The organism is Companilactobacillus farciminis KCTC 3681 = DSM 20184, assembly GCF_002706745.1.
Taxonomy (GTDB): domain Bacteria; phylum Bacillota; class Bacilli; order Lactobacillales; family Lactobacillaceae; genus Companilactobacillus; species Companilactobacillus farciminis.
In genome coordinates, this window is sequence record NZ_CP017702.1 from 2,189,624 (window position 1) to 2,204,611 (window position 14,988).

The 14,988-nt window shown below is 37.1% G+C and carries 17 protein-coding genes; 10 read left to right on the forward strand and 7 right to left on the reverse strand.

The features are described from left to right. The first annotated feature begins 96 nt into the window (after positions 1-96). The 3 genes from LF20184_RS10875 to LF20184_RS10885 are packed head-to-tail and all read left to right on the forward strand — an operon-like array spanning position 97 to position 2,271. Positions 97-750, forward strand: a complete 654-nt coding sequence (locus LF20184_RS10875) for an amino acid ABC transporter permease (RefSeq protein WP_035181739.1) — start codon at positions 97-99, stop codon at positions 748-750. A 12-nt stretch (positions 751-762) separates the two neighbouring features. Continuing rightward, a complete protein-coding gene (locus tag LF20184_RS10880; RefSeq protein ID WP_010018416.1) occupies positions 763-1,401 on the forward strand; it encodes an amino acid ABC transporter ATP-binding protein in 639 nt (212 codons plus the stop codon). Positions 1,402-1,419: 18 nt separating this feature from the next. Further along, positions 1,420-2,271: an amino acid ABC transporter substrate-binding protein gene (locus LF20184_RS10885; protein WP_010018415.1), complete on the forward strand. Its 852-nt coding sequence runs from the start codon at positions 1,420-1,422 to the stop codon at positions 2,269-2,271. Between the two features lie 38 nt (positions 2,272-2,309). On the opposite strand, the gene LF20184_RS10890 is transcribed toward LF20184_RS10885, so the two are convergent. Continuing rightward, positions 2,310-3,251, reverse strand: a complete 942-nt coding sequence (locus tag LF20184_RS10890) for an ADP-ribosylglycohydrolase family protein (protein WP_010018414.1) — start codon at positions 3,249-3,251, stop codon at positions 2,310-2,312. 410 nt (positions 3,252-3,661) lie between these two features. On the opposite strand from LF20184_RS10890, the gene LF20184_RS10895 reads away from it, so the two are divergent. From LF20184_RS10895 to LF20184_RS10920, 7 genes are all read left to right on the forward strand, one after another. Next, positions 3,662-4,135 carry a nucleoside 2-deoxyribosyltransferase gene (locus tag LF20184_RS10895; RefSeq protein ID WP_010018412.1) on the forward strand — a complete coding sequence of 158 codons (474 nt, stop codon included), beginning with the start codon at positions 3,662-3,664 and terminating at the stop codon, positions 4,133-4,135. Positions 4,136-4,146: 11 nt separating this feature from the next. Continuing rightward, on the forward strand, positions 4,147-4,698 hold the full coding sequence (locus LF20184_RS10900) for a TetR/AcrR family transcriptional regulator (protein WP_010018410.1): 552 nt from the start codon (positions 4,147-4,149) through the stop codon (positions 4,696-4,698). 66 nt (positions 4,699-4,764) lie between these two features. Further along, a complete protein-coding gene (locus LF20184_RS12785) occupies positions 4,765-4,926 on the forward strand; it encodes a hypothetical protein (protein WP_010018408.1) in 162 nt (53 codons plus the stop codon). 100 nt (positions 4,927-5,026) lie between these two features. Next, positions 5,027-6,208 carry a CynX/NimT family MFS transporter gene (locus LF20184_RS10905; protein ID WP_010018407.1) on the forward strand — a complete coding sequence of 394 codons (1,182 nt, stop codon included), beginning with the start codon at positions 5,027-5,029 and terminating at the stop codon, positions 6,206-6,208. A 49-nt stretch (positions 6,209-6,257) separates the two neighbouring features. After that, positions 6,258-6,911 carry an HAD hydrolase-like protein gene (locus LF20184_RS10910; RefSeq protein ID WP_010018406.1) on the forward strand — a complete coding sequence of 218 codons (654 nt, stop codon included), beginning with the start codon at positions 6,258-6,260 and terminating at the stop codon, positions 6,909-6,911. A gap of 109 nt (positions 6,912-7,020) precedes the next feature. Continuing rightward, complete coding sequence (locus LF20184_RS10915; RefSeq protein WP_010018405.1) at positions 7,021-7,470, forward strand: hypothetical protein; 450 nt, start codon at positions 7,021-7,023, stop codon at positions 7,468-7,470. Positions 7,471-7,629: 159 nt separating this feature from the next. Continuing rightward, on the forward strand, positions 7,630-8,841 hold the full coding sequence (locus LF20184_RS10920; RefSeq protein ID WP_010018404.1) for an MFS transporter: 1,212 nt from the start codon (positions 7,630-7,632) through the stop codon (positions 8,839-8,841). A 55-nt stretch (positions 8,842-8,896) separates the two neighbouring features. Here the strand turns inward: LF20184_RS10920 and LF20184_RS10925 are convergent, their stop codons facing one another. The 6 genes from LF20184_RS10925 to LF20184_RS10950 form a co-directional block, all read right to left on the reverse strand. Beyond that, positions 8,897-9,685: a membrane protein gene (locus LF20184_RS10925; protein ID WP_010018402.1), complete on the reverse strand. Its 789-nt coding sequence runs from the start codon at positions 9,683-9,685 to the stop codon at positions 8,897-8,899. A gap of 18 nt (positions 9,686-9,703) precedes the next feature. Beyond that, positions 9,704-10,825 carry an AI-2E family transporter gene (locus LF20184_RS10930; RefSeq protein ID WP_010018401.1) on the reverse strand — a complete coding sequence of 374 codons (1,122 nt, stop codon included), beginning with the start codon at positions 10,823-10,825 and terminating at the stop codon, positions 9,704-9,706. A gap of 85 nt (positions 10,826-10,910) precedes the next feature. Beyond that, positions 10,911-11,801 carry a helix-turn-helix domain-containing protein gene (locus tag LF20184_RS10935; protein WP_082607437.1) on the reverse strand — a complete coding sequence of 297 codons (891 nt, stop codon included), beginning with the start codon at positions 11,799-11,801 and terminating at the stop codon, positions 10,911-10,913. 195 nt (positions 11,802-11,996) lie between these two features. After that, positions 11,997-12,902, reverse strand: coding sequence for a glycine betaine ABC transporter substrate-binding protein (locus LF20184_RS10940; protein ID WP_010018399.1), 906 nt, complete (start codon positions 12,900-12,902; stop codon positions 11,997-11,999). A 10-nt stretch (positions 12,903-12,912) separates the two neighbouring features. Further along, positions 12,913-13,779 (reverse strand): ABC transporter permease, encoded by an 867-nt coding sequence (locus LF20184_RS10945; RefSeq protein WP_010018398.1) that lies wholly within the window; start codon positions 13,777-13,779, stop codon positions 12,913-12,915. Next, entirely contained in the window at positions 13,772-14,983 is a 1,212-nt protein-coding gene (locus tag LF20184_RS10950) for a quaternary amine ABC transporter ATP-binding protein (protein WP_010018397.1), read from the reverse strand. The genes LF20184_RS10945 and LF20184_RS10950 overlap by 8 nt, the downstream gene beginning before the upstream one ends. Positions 14,984-14,988: the final 5 nt, after the last annotated feature.

Sequence of the window (14,988 nt, forward strand, 5' to 3'; positions counted from 1 at the left end):
GAGATACTAACGAACTCGAGGTGGAACCACGTCAAGACGTCCTCTAGCTATATGCTAGTGGGCGTTTTTTTATATTTGAAAAAGGGGAGAGATATTATGATGAATTACATTTTTGAAATTTTACCGTCACTACTAAGTGGTACGGTAATGACTTTGAAAGTTTTCTTCTGGACACTTGTTTGTTCATTACCATTAGGAGTTTTGGTATCACTAGGACGCAGCTCCAAATTTAAACCACTCAGTTGGATCATTTCCTTTTACATCTGGGTCATGCGAGGAACTCCTTTACTACTGCAATTAATTTTCGTTTTCTACGGCTTACCTAACATGCCATTTGCACATATCGTTTTTGAAAGATACGACGCCGCATTGTTTGCTTTTATTCTTAACTACACTGCTTACTTTGCCGAAATCTTCCGTGGTGGTTTTTCAACCGTCAGCAAGGGGCAATTCGAAGGTGCTAAAGTTCTTGGGCTTAGTTATTGGCAAACGATTCGAAAAATCATCATTCCACAAGTTGTCAAAATCGTCTTACCTTCAATTGGTAACGAAGTCATCAACTTAGTTAAGGATTCATCTTTAGTTTACGTAATTGGTTTAGGCGACTTGCTTCGTGCCGGAAATATCGCCAGTTCACGTGATGTTACCCTACTTCCATTAGTCTTAGTTGGTATCATTTACTTACTATTAACATTAATTTGTACTTGGGTACTAAAAGTTCTAGAAAAACGTTTCAGTTATTACCGTTAGGAGAGAGAAAATATGTTGAAATTAAATAATATTACTAAAAGCTTTGATGGCAAGACCATCTTAAATAATTTAAACCTTGAAGTTAAAGACAATTCAATTTTAAGCATCGTTGGACCTAGTGGTGCTGGTAAAACTACTCTCTTGCGTTGTATCGCTGGACTAGAAAAAATCGATTCTGGTAGTTTTATTCTCAACGACAAACCATTTGATCCTTTCGACGAATCAGTCAAAGAACGTGTCGTCGGCGTCGTCTTCCAAGATTTCAATCTCTTCCCTCATCTATCCGTTATGGAAAACGTTGCTTTGGCTCCTCAAATGGTTTTAAAACAAGACAAACAAACTGTTGAAAAAAACGTTAATGAACTTTTAGATCAATTAGGCTTAACTAGTCTCAAAAACCAATATCCTTTCGAACTATCTGGTGGTCAAAAACAACGTGTCGCTATCGCCCGTGCTTTAGCCATGAAACCTCAAATCCTCTGTTATGACGAACCAACTTCAGCATTGGACCCCAGTCTTCGTGACACCGTAGCTCAAGTTATTTTGGACTTGAAAAAAACTGGTATCACTCAAATCGTTATCACCCACGATCCTGATTTTGCCAAAAAGATTGCCGATCAATTACTAGAAGTAAAACCACTGAACAATTAATCATAGGGGGATTAAATTATGAAGAAAAAAATATTACTATTCATGACCTTCTTAGCCTTCTTTGGTTTATTAGCTGGTTGTAGCGACAATAAGAAGTCAGTAGCTCAACAAGCCAACACAGCTGATACTTGGTCATCAATCAAAAAAAGAGGTCGTGTCATTATCGGTTTGGACGATACCTTCGTTCCCATGGGCTTTCGTCAAAAAGATGGCAACTTAGTTGGATACGATATCGACCTAGCCAAAGCTGTTTTCAAACAATACGGCATCAAAGCCGATTTTCAACCAATCGACTGGAATATGAAGGAAACCGAATTAAGAAACCGTACAATTGATTTGATCTGGAACGGTTATACGATTACGCCTGCTCGTGAAAAACAATTGATGTTCTCACGTCCTTACATGGCTAATCGTCAAGTTCTCGTTACTAAAACCGACCAAAACATCACTTCTTTCAAAGGTATGAAAGGCAAAACTCTTGGAGCTCAAACGAGTTCTTCTGGTGCCAGTCTGTTGGACGAACACCCTGCAATGTTAAAAAATTACATCAAGGATAAAACGCCCGTCCTCTATGATTCCTTTAACAATGCCTTAATGGATCTAGATGCTAACCGAATCCAAGGACTTTTGATTGATAGTGTCTACGCTGGTTATTACATTAGTAAAGAAAAGAATCCTGATTCATACCGTATTACCCGTGGTGGCTTCGATGGTGAAGATTTCGCTGCTGGGATGCGAAAAGGTGACAAAACTTTGAAGAAAAAGATTGATCAAGGTTTACAAAACTTAGCCAACACTGGCGAATTACAACAGATCAATAAGAAATGGTTTGGAAATTCCGATAATTCATTGATTCAACCTGAAAAGTAAAAAAACTCGTTAGACCTCACATTGAAGTCTAACGAGTTTTATTTTTCTGACGCTTCTTTTTTAGCAAATGGTTTAATAAATTTATCTAACAGTGGCTTGTTTTGTAACTGGCTCTTCCAATCATCATTGATATGATCACTCAAATTTTCGCAACTAGCTAATGTAGCAGTAATACTGGCAATCGTATCAGTATCCTCACCCAAATTAACTGCTAAAATAACTGCTCCGTCAATACTTGTAGAGTTTAAAACACTCCACGTACTAGCTAACAACGTATCTACGACATAACCACTAGATTTAATTTCTTTTCTCAAAGTTGTTGCAAAGTCTGGTTGAAACATTGCTTCAAAATAAGAAAGCTCCTTCAACTCATCAAAGCGCCCTTGCAAGGCTTGTGTTAGTCTGTTTGGCAAATTGTCTAAACTGGATCTTAAAGAACAACCATTTAATAAATCATGAATAATTTCTAAATAAATATAACTAGCAACAATACTTCTAGGATGACGGTGCGTCAAGCTAGTGTACTCACGTTCTAAATCGAGACGTTTGCTGATGTCCTTTTCGTTTGCCAAATGAATTGCCAAAGGCGCTAATCTCATCAAAGCTCCATTCCCATTAGCCTCAACACTTGGATCACCACATTCTAAGGCTGGATAATGATTAACTGACCAATTACGCAAGGCCTTGGCACAAGTATTACCAATTCCAAATGCTACACCATTAGGCGTATATTCATTGTGGAACATGTAATTAACGAACTTTTGCATCAAGTCATCATAACTTTTATTTGTCATTAAATTCTCAATTAAAGGCAAGGTAAAAGATGTATCATCTGACCAGCTTCCAGCAGGTTGTTCCCAAGTACCCGTAGTCATTGAGTCGATATAATATGAATCTCTCTTTTCAAATTCGACTGGGACTCCCAATGCATCCCCAACTACACCAGCATAAAGAATATTCTCTATTTGGTACGCTCGCATCCAAATTCATCTCCCATCAAAAAACTGAGACTAAATTTTAGTCTCAGTCTGATTCTTCTATATATTAAGAATACTACATTTTTTCCCATCTATAAGCACGTTTAATCCTAAAAAATTAAAAGAAGTACCGCTAAAATAATCCCGAATGCGGCTAACCAACCGACTTTTTTCTTGTCATTGTTGGTCTTTGGTAATTTTTTATTCATAAGCATATACCTCCATGCCCTAGAAAAGTTATATCATCTTATGAATCAGATGAAAAGGCTTTTTTGACAATTTGAGCAATTATTATTTTAGGATTTTGCAGATTATTAAGGAATTAATATCTCTTTTAAAAACGATTTCACGAGCATTCTCCGAACATTTCAGTATAATTAAAGTATAAACATAAAGGAGTTATTACTAAAACCATGGAAAAAAAGAATCGTGTTTACTTAGCAGGCCCATTTTTCAGTGATCAACAAGTCAAACGTCTAGATGACGTTCAAGCTCTTTTGGAACAAAATCCTACTATTGGTGACGTTTTCCGTCCCGGTAAGCATGCCTACGATGCTGCTGAATTTGGCTCATTCGAATGGCAAACAGCTGTCTTCAAACATGATGTAAACAATATTAATGTTTCAGATGTAGTCGTTGCAATGTTAGACTATAAAATAGAAGAAAACGAGTTTGAACCAGACTCTGGAACTGTTTGGGAATGTGGCTATGCAGCAGCTCACAACATCCCTGTCATTGGCGTTAGAAATATTGATGATCAACCACTTAATTTAATGCTAGCTGCCAGTTTAACTGCTTTCTTTAATGGTTCTAAAAACATTCAAGACATCAAAGATTATGATTTCAATTCATTGATGACTCGTTATGAAAATGTAAAAGTGTTCTAGGAGGAACAAAAATGTCACAAGTAACACAACGAACAGAAAAATCGATTATCACAGCGATAATTTCCCTACTTCAAAAGAAACCATTCGAAAAAATCACTGTTGGTGATATTTGTGACGAGGCTCTAATTAACCATAGTACCTTCTACCGCTACTTTAGTGATAAATATGAATTGCTACATTCAGTCTTTTCTTACCTATTGGATGACTTGATCAACAACACTTCCAACGCGAAGACAATTGTTTATCAAATCGCTGACTTCATGGAAAAGAATAGCAATTTTATCCACCATATTTCACCACAATATCAAACAAAAGCTAATCTCTACCCTGAGTTTAGAAGCATTCTCCAGGATATTGTCAAAACTAAAAGTAAAGATCCTAATAGTCAAAAAGATCCTCTAATCAAAATGATTACCGAATCAGATGCACCCGAATTAATGATCAGTTTCATTGTTGGTGGTTTGATTGGATTAGTTGAATACTTAGAAGATAATGATTTCAAAGTTTCCCGAACCAAGTTTATCGAGTTTACTGAGAACTTCTTCACCAAATGGTCTAAATAAGATTTTATCTACCTCATCAAAGTGATTAATTCATTTTGATGGGGTTTTTATTTGATTCCGTCCTCCATGGCAAAGCAAGTTTGGCTGGAACAATGTGGGCACGACTTGGAGCCTTTGCTAAGACCAAAACCGGGCAAAGTCTTCAAGCTCGACCTTTCACTAGGCAATAAATTGCCAAGAGAAATTTCACATTTGAGCCAATTTGCTTTGCCATTCCGGACTAAATAGTAGCCACTTGATTGTTTCTAGTTCATAACAAAAGTCCTATTTGGCACAATCTTTTATTAGGTTTAAAATTAAATTAATATCAAACACTTGGGGAGAAACTATGAAAGCATCCACAAAAATCAATAAATCGTGGTTCTTATTTAGCATGATGTTGATTGCAGCTAACTTAAGATTGCCAATTACCATGATTCCACCACTACTCAGCACGATTGAAAAGAACTTGGGAATTCCAAAGTCTTTAGCCGGACTCATCACGTCAATTCCATTAGTTACCTTTGCCCTACTTTCACCAATCATCGTCAAAGTTGCCAAAAAATTCGGTAATGAATTGACGGTTTTCTTGTTTTTTATACTGTTAATTATCGGTAGTTATTTACGTGTCATCCCTACGATTGGAGCTCTGATGTTTGGGACTTTCCTAGTCGGAGTGGGTATCGACAGTGGTAACGTCTTGGTCCCAGCAATGATCAAAGACCACTTACCTAATCAAATTCCTTTGGGTACTAGTCTATATACGATGTCGATGTTATTGATTGGTGCGATTGGAACGGCTCTATCGGGTATTTTGATTACCAAAGTCAGTCTGCAAGTTACCTTGATGATTTTATCGGTTATGGCTATTATCGCCTTAATCTTCTGGGTTCCTAATTTACGCTACAACCAACGTGACACCGCTAGTACTAAACATGTCAATTATCGTAGTGTCTGGAATCAATCACTTGGCTGGCTAATCACGGCCTTTTTTGGTTTTCAATCACTGGTCTATTATTCATTCGTTACGTGGTTGCCGTCAATGCTAGAAAGTCACGGTGTCAGTGCCATCTTAGCTAGTAATTTGTTGACCGTCTTACAGTTGAGTGGTCTACCTTGTTCTTTCATCGTTCCTTATTTCTCAACTAAAAAACACGGTTTCAAACATTTATTGATCATGCTAACAATCGGTTACGCTATTGCCCCACTCGGATACTTATTCTCCACTGGCAATCTGATTTTTCTAAGCATTGTAACTGTCGTGACTGGTTTTGGTTCTGGGATTGCTTTCAACATGGCGGTCATCTTCTTTACTGAGAAAACTACTAATCACTATCAAACTGCTGAAGTATCGGGAATGGCTCAGTCCGCCGGCTACTTACTAGGTGCTATCGGTCCAGTTTTATTCGGATATTTAGAAAATGCTTTACGTTCTTGGAGCTTAGTTTTAGAAATTCTCGTTTTAGTTTCAGTCTTACTCGTTTTATCCGGAATTTTAATCGCCCGTCACCAACCTATTGCGGAACAATAGCTATTTTGTATTATAATTAAATAATATTAATCATTGAGGAGAAAAATTTATGAAGAATTTGTTTTTTGATTTTGATGGTACGATTGCTAATACCCAAGAGGGTATCGTTAATGCTCTAGAATATATGGTCAACGACTTGCAAATGGAACACCTCGGTGTCGATACTTACAAGAAGTTCATTGGACCAAGTTTAATCGACAGTCTTGAAAAATTTTATCCTGACTTCCCTAAAACACGTTATCAAGAGGCAGTTAAGTCTTTTCAAAGCTACTACAATACCAAGGGTGTTTATCAACTAGAACTATACCCTGGTATGAAAGACATGTTGCAACAATTAAAAGATGCTGGTTACAACCTCTATATTTCATCGGTCAAAACCGAATCTATGCTAAAAATTCTTATCCCACATTTAGGTTTGGACGACTACTTTGAAGGTTTTTATGGTCAATCAGAAGACGGACTCACTCGTAATACAAAACCAGCCATTCTCAAATATGGTCTCGACGAAAGTAAATCTGCTGCTGATGATTCTATTATGATTGGCGACCGCATGACTGATATGCAAGGTGGCGTTCAAAATGACGTTCACACTTTAGGTATCACTTATGGCTTCGGTGATCATCAAGAATTAAAGGAATCAGGTGCCGAATTAATTGTCGACCACGTTGATGATATTCCAGGCGCAGTAAAAAAATTCAAATAATTTAGTTTTTTCCCTTGCTATGAAACGGGTTCGATAAGATAACATAATGGTTGTAAAGAGTTAGACATGTCGATACTTGTAAAATAACTATGCAAGGGAGATAACAATTATGTTCAAAATTTTCAGAAAGAACCACACAACCGCAAACATCGAATTAAAAGACAACAATGAAATGAGTGCTTTGAAACTAGCTGCTTCAAAGACCGCTGAAGAGTTCAACGTTGATGAACAAAACATTCAAAGTAGTATTTTTGCTAGTGCTGCTCAAGATGACAATTTTATCGAGGACCGTGCTGTCTTCATGTTCGTTACTAGCGATAAGAAGAGTCGAGCTCACACTATGACTTTGACGTTCAAAGACCCTGTAGCTTGGGGAAATGACAGAACTCCAATCGATTACTTGATTGTTGGCATGTTCCCAAGCAATACTTCTCAAAGCGATGTCGATCTTTTGAATGACAAAATCACTAAAGCTTTACACGAAAAAGCTGACCAATTGGATGACATCAAGTTCAATGGCAGCGAATTGAATAAATTGAATCAATCATTTACAGACTAAAAAATTAGCTAGTTGATAAAAGCTTATCAGCTAGCTTTTTTACTGCCTAAATGTCTACCAAACTGCTTAAACGATAGTTGTTTAAAAAAATACCTTGTGCTATTATACATTCAAGCAAAATAAATGATGTCAGTGAGCATCAATTTTGGAGGGAATAAAATGAAAATAGTATCAAAACAGAACCAGCTCGATAACTACCAAGCTAAAGTAGTTGCTTCGACAGCTTCAGGATTTGGATTGGAAAACATGGACGTAATGTTCTTGTCCTTTGCTCTTTCATCCATCATCGCTGAATTGCATCTTAGCGGCACGCAAGCAGGATTGATTTCAACAATCACTAACATTGGTATGTTATTAGGTGGTATTTTTTTTGGAATTTTAGCCGATAAAATCGGTCGTATCAAAACTTTCAGTCATACAATCTTTATCTTCGCTTTTGCGACAGCAGCAATGTTCTTTGCTCATAATCTTACTGCAATTTATATTTGTCGTTTCATCGCTGGTATCGGTGCCGGTGGTGAATACGGAATCGGTATGACTGTTCTGGCCGAAAGCTTCTCAAAGGAAAAATTAGGTCGCGTTTCATCGTGGGTCGGCATGGCTGGTCAAATCGGAGCTATCTTTGCTTCACTACTAGCAGCTTTGATCCTACCTACATTGGGTTGGCATGCACTCTTCTTATTCGGTGTCATCCCCGTTGTCATTACCTTCTTCATCAGAAGACATTTGAAAGAAAGTACTGCTTTCACTAATTCCTCCAAAGAAAAACATGGTAACGTCAAGCAACTCTTTGCTACACCTAAGATTGCTTATCAAACCATTGCTTTAATGATTATGGCTATCGTTCAAATTGCCGGCTACTTTGGCTTGATGAACTGGCTACCAACTATCATGCAAAAACAAATGAACTTAACTGTCGGTGCTTCAACTTGGATGATTGCAACAATCCTCGGTATGTGTGCCGGAATGTTAACTTTCGGTTGGATCTTGGACAACTTAGGACCACGTCTAGCCTTCGGAATTTTCTTAGCTGCTTCGGCTATTGGCGTTTATGTTTTAACTCTACCAAGTAATGTCTGGTCATTGATTCTTGTCGGTGCGGTCGTTGGTTACTTCTCTAACGGGATGTTTGCCGGTTACGGTGCCATCGTTAGTCGCCTTTATCCAACTGAGGTTAGAGCTACTGCCAATAACGTCATCATGAACGTTGGTCGCTGCATCGGTGGTTTCTCAAGTTTAGCCATTGGTTTCATTCTAGATAATTACAATATCATGACCGTAATGGTCTTCATCTCAACACTTTACATCATCAGTTTGTTAGTAATGTTAACTATCACTAACCTTAAAGCTGAAAATTACAAAAACATCTAAAAAAGCAAAATAGGGCATTACTAGAGGTAACTCTCCAGTAACGCCCTATTTTTATTTAATTAAACATTCCTAGTATTTTAATAACTAACATAGCAATCACAATACTAATAATCGCATGGATCATAAATAGAATTGAAAATGAAATGAAGTAAACTGAGCCGCTAATGATAGCCGTTCTGATATTGAACCAATAAAAAATCGAACCAAAGACTATCAAAACGACTACCCAAGGCAAAATCCCTTTATTCACCGTCATGAAGTCGTTTCTGCTCAAATCATAGCCGGTACTAGCAATCATAATCGTCAACAAAATGTACAAGGCTACCATTGCCCAAGAAGCATTAGCAAAACTGGACTTCAAATTGTCCAAAACTGATTCAAAAATCATCTGAAATGACAAAGTCGTATTAATGTCCAATCCTTGAACTAAAGAAGTCACACTGAATTGAGCTTTCAACAGGAATTTTTGCAAAAAGTATAAAGCCAATGAACACGTATAATACGGTGCTAAACCGATAAAGAAATTTCCTAACAATTGATACACATTGCGGTCATTGTAACGATGATCAACTGAGCCTAAAGAGCCCGATTGACGATAATTCAAGTTTAACAATTGTACTTTAGTAACTTGATGACCAAATAAATAAGCAAAGATGGCATGTCCTAACTCATGGATTATCACACCCAGACCACCAACGACTAATTGACTATTGTTGCCTAAATTATTGACCAAGGTAATTTTAGAAAGATGTCCCAGCCATGATGTTAATAATGATGTCAAATAAGGAACTAACGTAAAAACAGCTACGAAAGTGATTACGAAGCCAAAATAACTATCCCACACAATTATTGCACCTCATTTTTATAAATTCGTTTTACTTAAACGACGGTCAGCTTCATTTTTTACTAATTGATAAATCGTGGCTGCCACAGGAACTCCCAATAGCATTCCGACAATTCCTCCGAGACCGCCACCAATCGTGATAGCACCCAATACCCAGATACCTGGTAGGCCTATCGAAGTACCGACAACTTTTGGATAGATTAAATTGCTCTCTAATTGTTGCAATACTAAGATGAAGACGATGAACAAAATCGCATCAATTGGCGACTCCACGGCAATCAACAAGAAACCGACAGCTCCACCCATCCAAGCACCTAAGATTGGAATCAAGGACGTCACGCCGACAAAAGCTCCAACTGGTAGCGCATAAGGGAATTTGAACAAAACCATACCTAAGGAACACAACGTCCCTAAAATAATTGCTTCAGTAACTTGTCCAACGATGAAACTACTGAACATTTTATTAGTTACTGACAAAACATAATCTGTCTTCTTCAAATGAGCTGGCTTGATAAAAGCACGACCAGCTTTTTTTATTTGGGCAGCTAATTTTTCTTTCGAGGCCAATATATAAATAGCAAAAGTAAAAGCCAAAATGAAATTGAACAATCCTTTGGCAAATCCCGTAACTAGTTTAATTGAGGAACCAAAGACCCCACCAACGCCACTAGTCAGAAATTTCATAACTTTAGTTTGAACGCTAGTCCAATCAACATTGACTGATTCCAACTGATCCGAAATCACTGAATTCTTATTGAGCTTTTCAGCAAAGCCAGCTAAATCGGTAAAGATTGACGGAATCGACTTGAAGAAATTAGTCAAAGCACTGATGAACTGGGGCAAGACCAGTCTAAATACTCCAGCCATAACTAAAACAACTATCAAGAGCGATAATAAAATCACCCACAGTCGCCGTGTCTTTTGTATCCATTTGATTTTAGTATTAGGAAAGAAATGTTTCTCTATCCGGACGCACAAAATATTGAGTGCATAAGCCAAAACAGCTCCCAAAACTAATGGCAAAATCACACCGAATAAGTTTAAGGCTATTTTATAAATTTGTGCTGGATAGACTAATAAAAATAGCAATATCACGACTACTATCCCGTATTTAATAACTTGCTTGCGGCTGATATTCATAATCTCTCTCCTAACTATATTTATTGTCTATCATAACAAAAAAGAAGGCCCCACAATAATCTTGTGGGGTCTTCTTTAATAAGAATTATAATTTATTGCTGGCAACCCAGCGTTTGATCAAAGCTATTTCTTTTTCATTCTGATTAAATTCTGAAAAGACTAAAGCTTTGTTCATAAAGTTACGTACTTTTTTATTGTTGCCATTGACACGACTCTCATTCATTGCCAACTGTGCATAAATCCTAGCAATATAGTAAGTTACATGATTTTCCGCACAAACTTTTACACCGTATTTCAAAAGTGCATTGGCTGTTTCCAAATCGTTGCTTTCTGAATAATAAATTGCACAGTAGAAAATAATATTAATATAACGCCAAATCTTAGTTACATCATCGATCGACATCGTATAAATATTGCTAAATACTTTGCTAAAGTAATATTCGCTCTTTTGATCGTCTCCTTGTTTGGCATAAACCATTCCCATGCCGACAAACGACAAGAAAGTAAAGATAGTTTCGCCGTGACTATCTAGTTCTGAAAGGATTCGGTTGAAATCAAAGACCGCATCAAACAAATCTCCATTGTCCAAAACATTTAAGTAACCCTTGAGGTAATAATATTGCATCAAGGCATCACGATCATCAGCCAAATCTTTTGAATCAATCGATTTAATAATTTCCCAAGATTCTTCATACTCTTGAATTATCAAATTAAATTCAGCCTTATTCATTCGTTTGATAACTTGTTGGCTCTTATTATCACTCACACCAATAATACTATCTAAAGATAGATCTAAACGATTGCATAACTGAATCAAAATCTTCAAAGAAGGAATTTTACCATTATTCTCAAATTTGCTCAATGTAGCTTGAGTACAGATGCCGTTACTTAATTCTTTTTGGGAGAGACCTAATTTTTTTCTTTTATCAATAAACGTCTGTATATCCACGTCATCGCCCCTATATAAAAATTTCATATTATAATTAATATAATTATATACCCTCCATTATGCCATGTCATTGAATTCTATAATAAGTAGATGGTTTGTCTTGTTTCTAAATATTATTTCATATGATTTAAGGAATAACAAATTAATTAAATATTCCATTAATATATAAAAACGATTTTGAGCGCAAAAAAAAATGGAATTTCTTCCATTTTTTAACTTTTATTATTTTGTTTTTAAATCTTCAATAGAATTGATGTTTTTCATGTAAGTTGGCACAGCTAATCCAACTTTGGCACCATTCAAGTTGGCACCTAAATCTTCAAATCTACCTTTATAGTCAGAGTAGAATTTAGCAGATGTCTTAGGTAACCAAGCACTGACAGTAGCATCGGCAGCCTTTGTGGCAACTGAGGCCCAGACTGGTTGCATTTCCATTGATTGGATAGTTACTTTGTAGCCTTGTTCTCTTAATACTTCAGCAATTACGTTAGTTGAAGCAATTTCAGAATCCCAAGCCACATAAGTTAGCTTGATTGACTTGCCATGAACTTTTTTAACACCTTTAGTCCATTTTGAAACAACCTTAGGGTTTTTCTTGATCCACTGTTTAGCAGCTTTTTTAGGATCCATCCCATCGTTGACCTTCAACATAACGTCAGACATTTGTGAAGGTGTCCAGTGGAAACGGTCCAAAATTGTATAAGCTTCAGGTGAATCCTTCTTCAAACCTTTACGAACGATAGTACTGATATGTTCAGCTTTACCAAAAGAATTCTTTGGATCTTTCAAGAATTTCATATTGTACTTCGTGAACATCCAGTGTGGTTGCCAACCAGTCACTACGATTGGTTGCTTGTTCTTGTAAGCTTTGTCCAAAGTACTAGTCATAGCTGAAGTTGAACTGGGTTGTAATTGCCAGTTACTATCAGCCAACTTGTAATCAGACAAGGCGTTTTGAGTTGACGCCATCACACCAGCACCAGCATCAATACCAGTAATCGTGTAATTAATTTGGGGACCCAACTTTTCCTTACTGTTGTATGGAGCTGTCTGGGAACTACATGCGGAAATAATTGGGATAATTAGTAAAGCTAATAAGAAAAGTTTAATAAACTTTTGTTTTTTCAAAAAATCCCTCCTAGTTTTTTCTGCGTGTTCTTGTTAGTGATTGAGTCAATCTATCCAAAATAATTGCTAAGATAACGATTGCTAAACCAGCAGCGAAACCATTACCAGCATCATTTCTACCAACGGCGAAGTAAACTTCTGTACCAAGTCCCATAGCACCGATCATAGATGCGATAACAACCATTGAAAGTGAAAGCATCATACTTTGGTTAACACCGGCCATCAAACTAGTCTTGGCAATTGGTAATTCAACCTTGAACAATTTTTGCCATTCTGTTGAACCGAATGAATCAGCGGCTTCGATCAGTTCATCAGGAACCTCACGAATACCCATGTTAGTCATTCTAACTGTTGGTGGCATAGCGAAAATAACTGAAGCTACGATACCTGGAACCATACCGATACCGAACAAGGCAACAGCTGGAATCAAGTAAACGAAGGCTGGCATTGTCTGCATGAAATCAAGGATTGGTTTCAAGATGATTTCAGCAATGTGACTCTTAGCCATTAAAATACCAAGTGGAATACCAATTACTAACGCAATCAAACTAGATGTTAAAACTAACGTCAAAGTTTGTGTCATATCGCGCCAATAGTGCAAATTCCAAATTAGTAATAAGCCTAGGAACTCAAATATTAATAAGCCCCAGTTTTGTTTATCACGGTTAACGTAATAAGTTAGTGCCAAGATCAAAACGATGAACAACCAAATTGGCAAAGCATCGAAGACCCATTGGAAAGCATTGTTGATTGAGCCGATGAAATTAGTAACGGCATTGAAGAAGCCGGTGAATTGAACTAGCCAATCGACAAAACCATCGATCCAGTTAGCTAATGGAAGTTTTGGAATACTACCTAATAGTAAAAGACTATTCAAAATCGCTCACCTCGTTTCCTGCAAGGGCACCAAGTACGGCACCACGAACAATGATTCCTTTCAATTGTTTCTTGTCGTTAACAACGGCAAATGGAATACCTGTTTGTGAGATATCATCCATCAAGTCTGAGATTGGAGTATCTTCTTCTGTTGTAGGAACTTTGGTTTGAATAATAGGTGTAATATCCCCTTTCTTCTCACGAACTAATTTAATCACGTCATTGGCATCAACGACACCAATCAATTTACGTTCGTTGTTGACGATATAAGCTGTTGAAACTTCGTTAGCTTTCATCATCTTCAAGGTCAAACGTGGACCAGCTTTTTCAATGTTGATAGTCATTGGACGGATCATAACGTTACCAGCAGTAAGAACTTTACTTCTATCAACGTTTTCAATGAAGTTTTCAACATATTCATTAGCTGGGTGAGTCAAAATATCTTCCGGTGTACCAGTTTGAATAACACGAGCATCCTTCATGATCATAATACGGTCACCGATCTTCAAAGCTTCATTCAAATCGTGACTGATGAAGATAATAGTCTTGTGCAATCTATCTTGGATATCCAAAAGTTGATCTTGCATGTCGGTTCTGTTCAAAGGATCCAAGGCTGAAAAGGCCTCATCCATCAATAGTATTTCGGGGTCGTTGGCTAATGCACGAGCTAAACCAACACGTTGTTGCATACCACCTGATAGTTGATCAGGATACTCATTGTTGTAACCTGTAATACCGACTGTTTCTAGTGCTTCATTGGCTTTCTTTTCACGAGTATCTTTATCTACTCCTTGAATTTCCAAACCATATTCGGCATTTTCCAAAATTGTTCTGTTAGGTAACAAACCAAAGTTTTGGAAAACCATACTCATTTTCTTACGACGAACATCACGAAGCTTCTTCTTATCCATCTTCATTAGATTTTCGCCATCAATCAAAACTTCACCCTCTGTAGGCTCGATAAGACGATTGATCATTCTTACCAATGTTGACTTACCACTACCAGATAGACCCATGATAACGAAAATTTCACCATCATAAATTTTGAAATCCGCACGGTCTACACCGACTGTGGCACCTGTTTCTTTGAGAATTTCTGATTTATCTTTTCCTTGTCTGCTTAACTCTTTGGCTTTGGCGATTCTCTTACCAAAGATTTTTGTTAGGTTTTTGACTTCTACTTTTGTACTTTTATTAGTACTCATTAAAT

Coding starts and splice junctions, on each gene's coding strand:
- LF20184_RS10875 (WP_035181739.1), top strand. CDS start 97: ATGATGAATTACATTTTTGAAATTTTACCGTCACTACTAAGTGGTACG.
- LF20184_RS10880 (WP_010018416.1), top strand. CDS start 763: ATGTTGAAATTAAATAATATTACTAAAAGCTTTGATGGCAAGACCATC.
- LF20184_RS10885 (WP_010018415.1), top strand. CDS start 1,420: ATGAAGAAAAAAATATTACTATTCATGACCTTCTTAGCCTTCTTTGGT.
- LF20184_RS10890 (WP_010018414.1), bottom strand. CDS start 3,251: ATGCGAGCGTACCAAATAGAGAATATTCTTTATGCTGGTGTAGTTGGG.
- LF20184_RS10895 (WP_010018412.1), top strand. CDS start 3,662: ATGGAAAAAAAGAATCGTGTTTACTTAGCAGGCCCATTTTTCAGTGAT.
- LF20184_RS10900 (WP_010018410.1), top strand. CDS start 4,147: ATGTCACAAGTAACACAACGAACAGAAAAATCGATTATCACAGCGATA.
- LF20184_RS12785 (WP_010018408.1), top strand. CDS start 4,765: ATGGCAAAGCAAGTTTGGCTGGAACAATGTGGGCACGACTTGGAGCCT.
- LF20184_RS10905 (WP_010018407.1), top strand. CDS start 5,027: ATGAAAGCATCCACAAAAATCAATAAATCGTGGTTCTTATTTAGCATG.
- LF20184_RS10910 (WP_010018406.1), top strand. CDS start 6,258: ATGAAGAATTTGTTTTTTGATTTTGATGGTACGATTGCTAATACCCAA.
- LF20184_RS10915 (WP_010018405.1), top strand. CDS start 7,021: ATGTTCAAAATTTTCAGAAAGAACCACACAACCGCAAACATCGAATTA.
- LF20184_RS10920 (WP_010018404.1), top strand. CDS start 7,630: ATGAAAATAGTATCAAAACAGAACCAGCTCGATAACTACCAAGCTAAA.
- LF20184_RS10930 (WP_010018401.1), bottom strand. CDS start 10,825: ATGAATATCAGCCGCAAGCAAGTTATTAAATACGGGATAGTAGTCGTG.
- LF20184_RS10935 (WP_082607437.1), bottom strand. CDS start 11,801: ATGAAATTTTTATATAGGGGCGATGACGTGGATATACAGACGTTTATT.
- LF20184_RS10950 (WP_010018397.1), bottom strand. CDS start 14,983: ATGAGTACTAATAAAAGTACAAAAGTAGAAGTCAAAAACCTAACAAAA.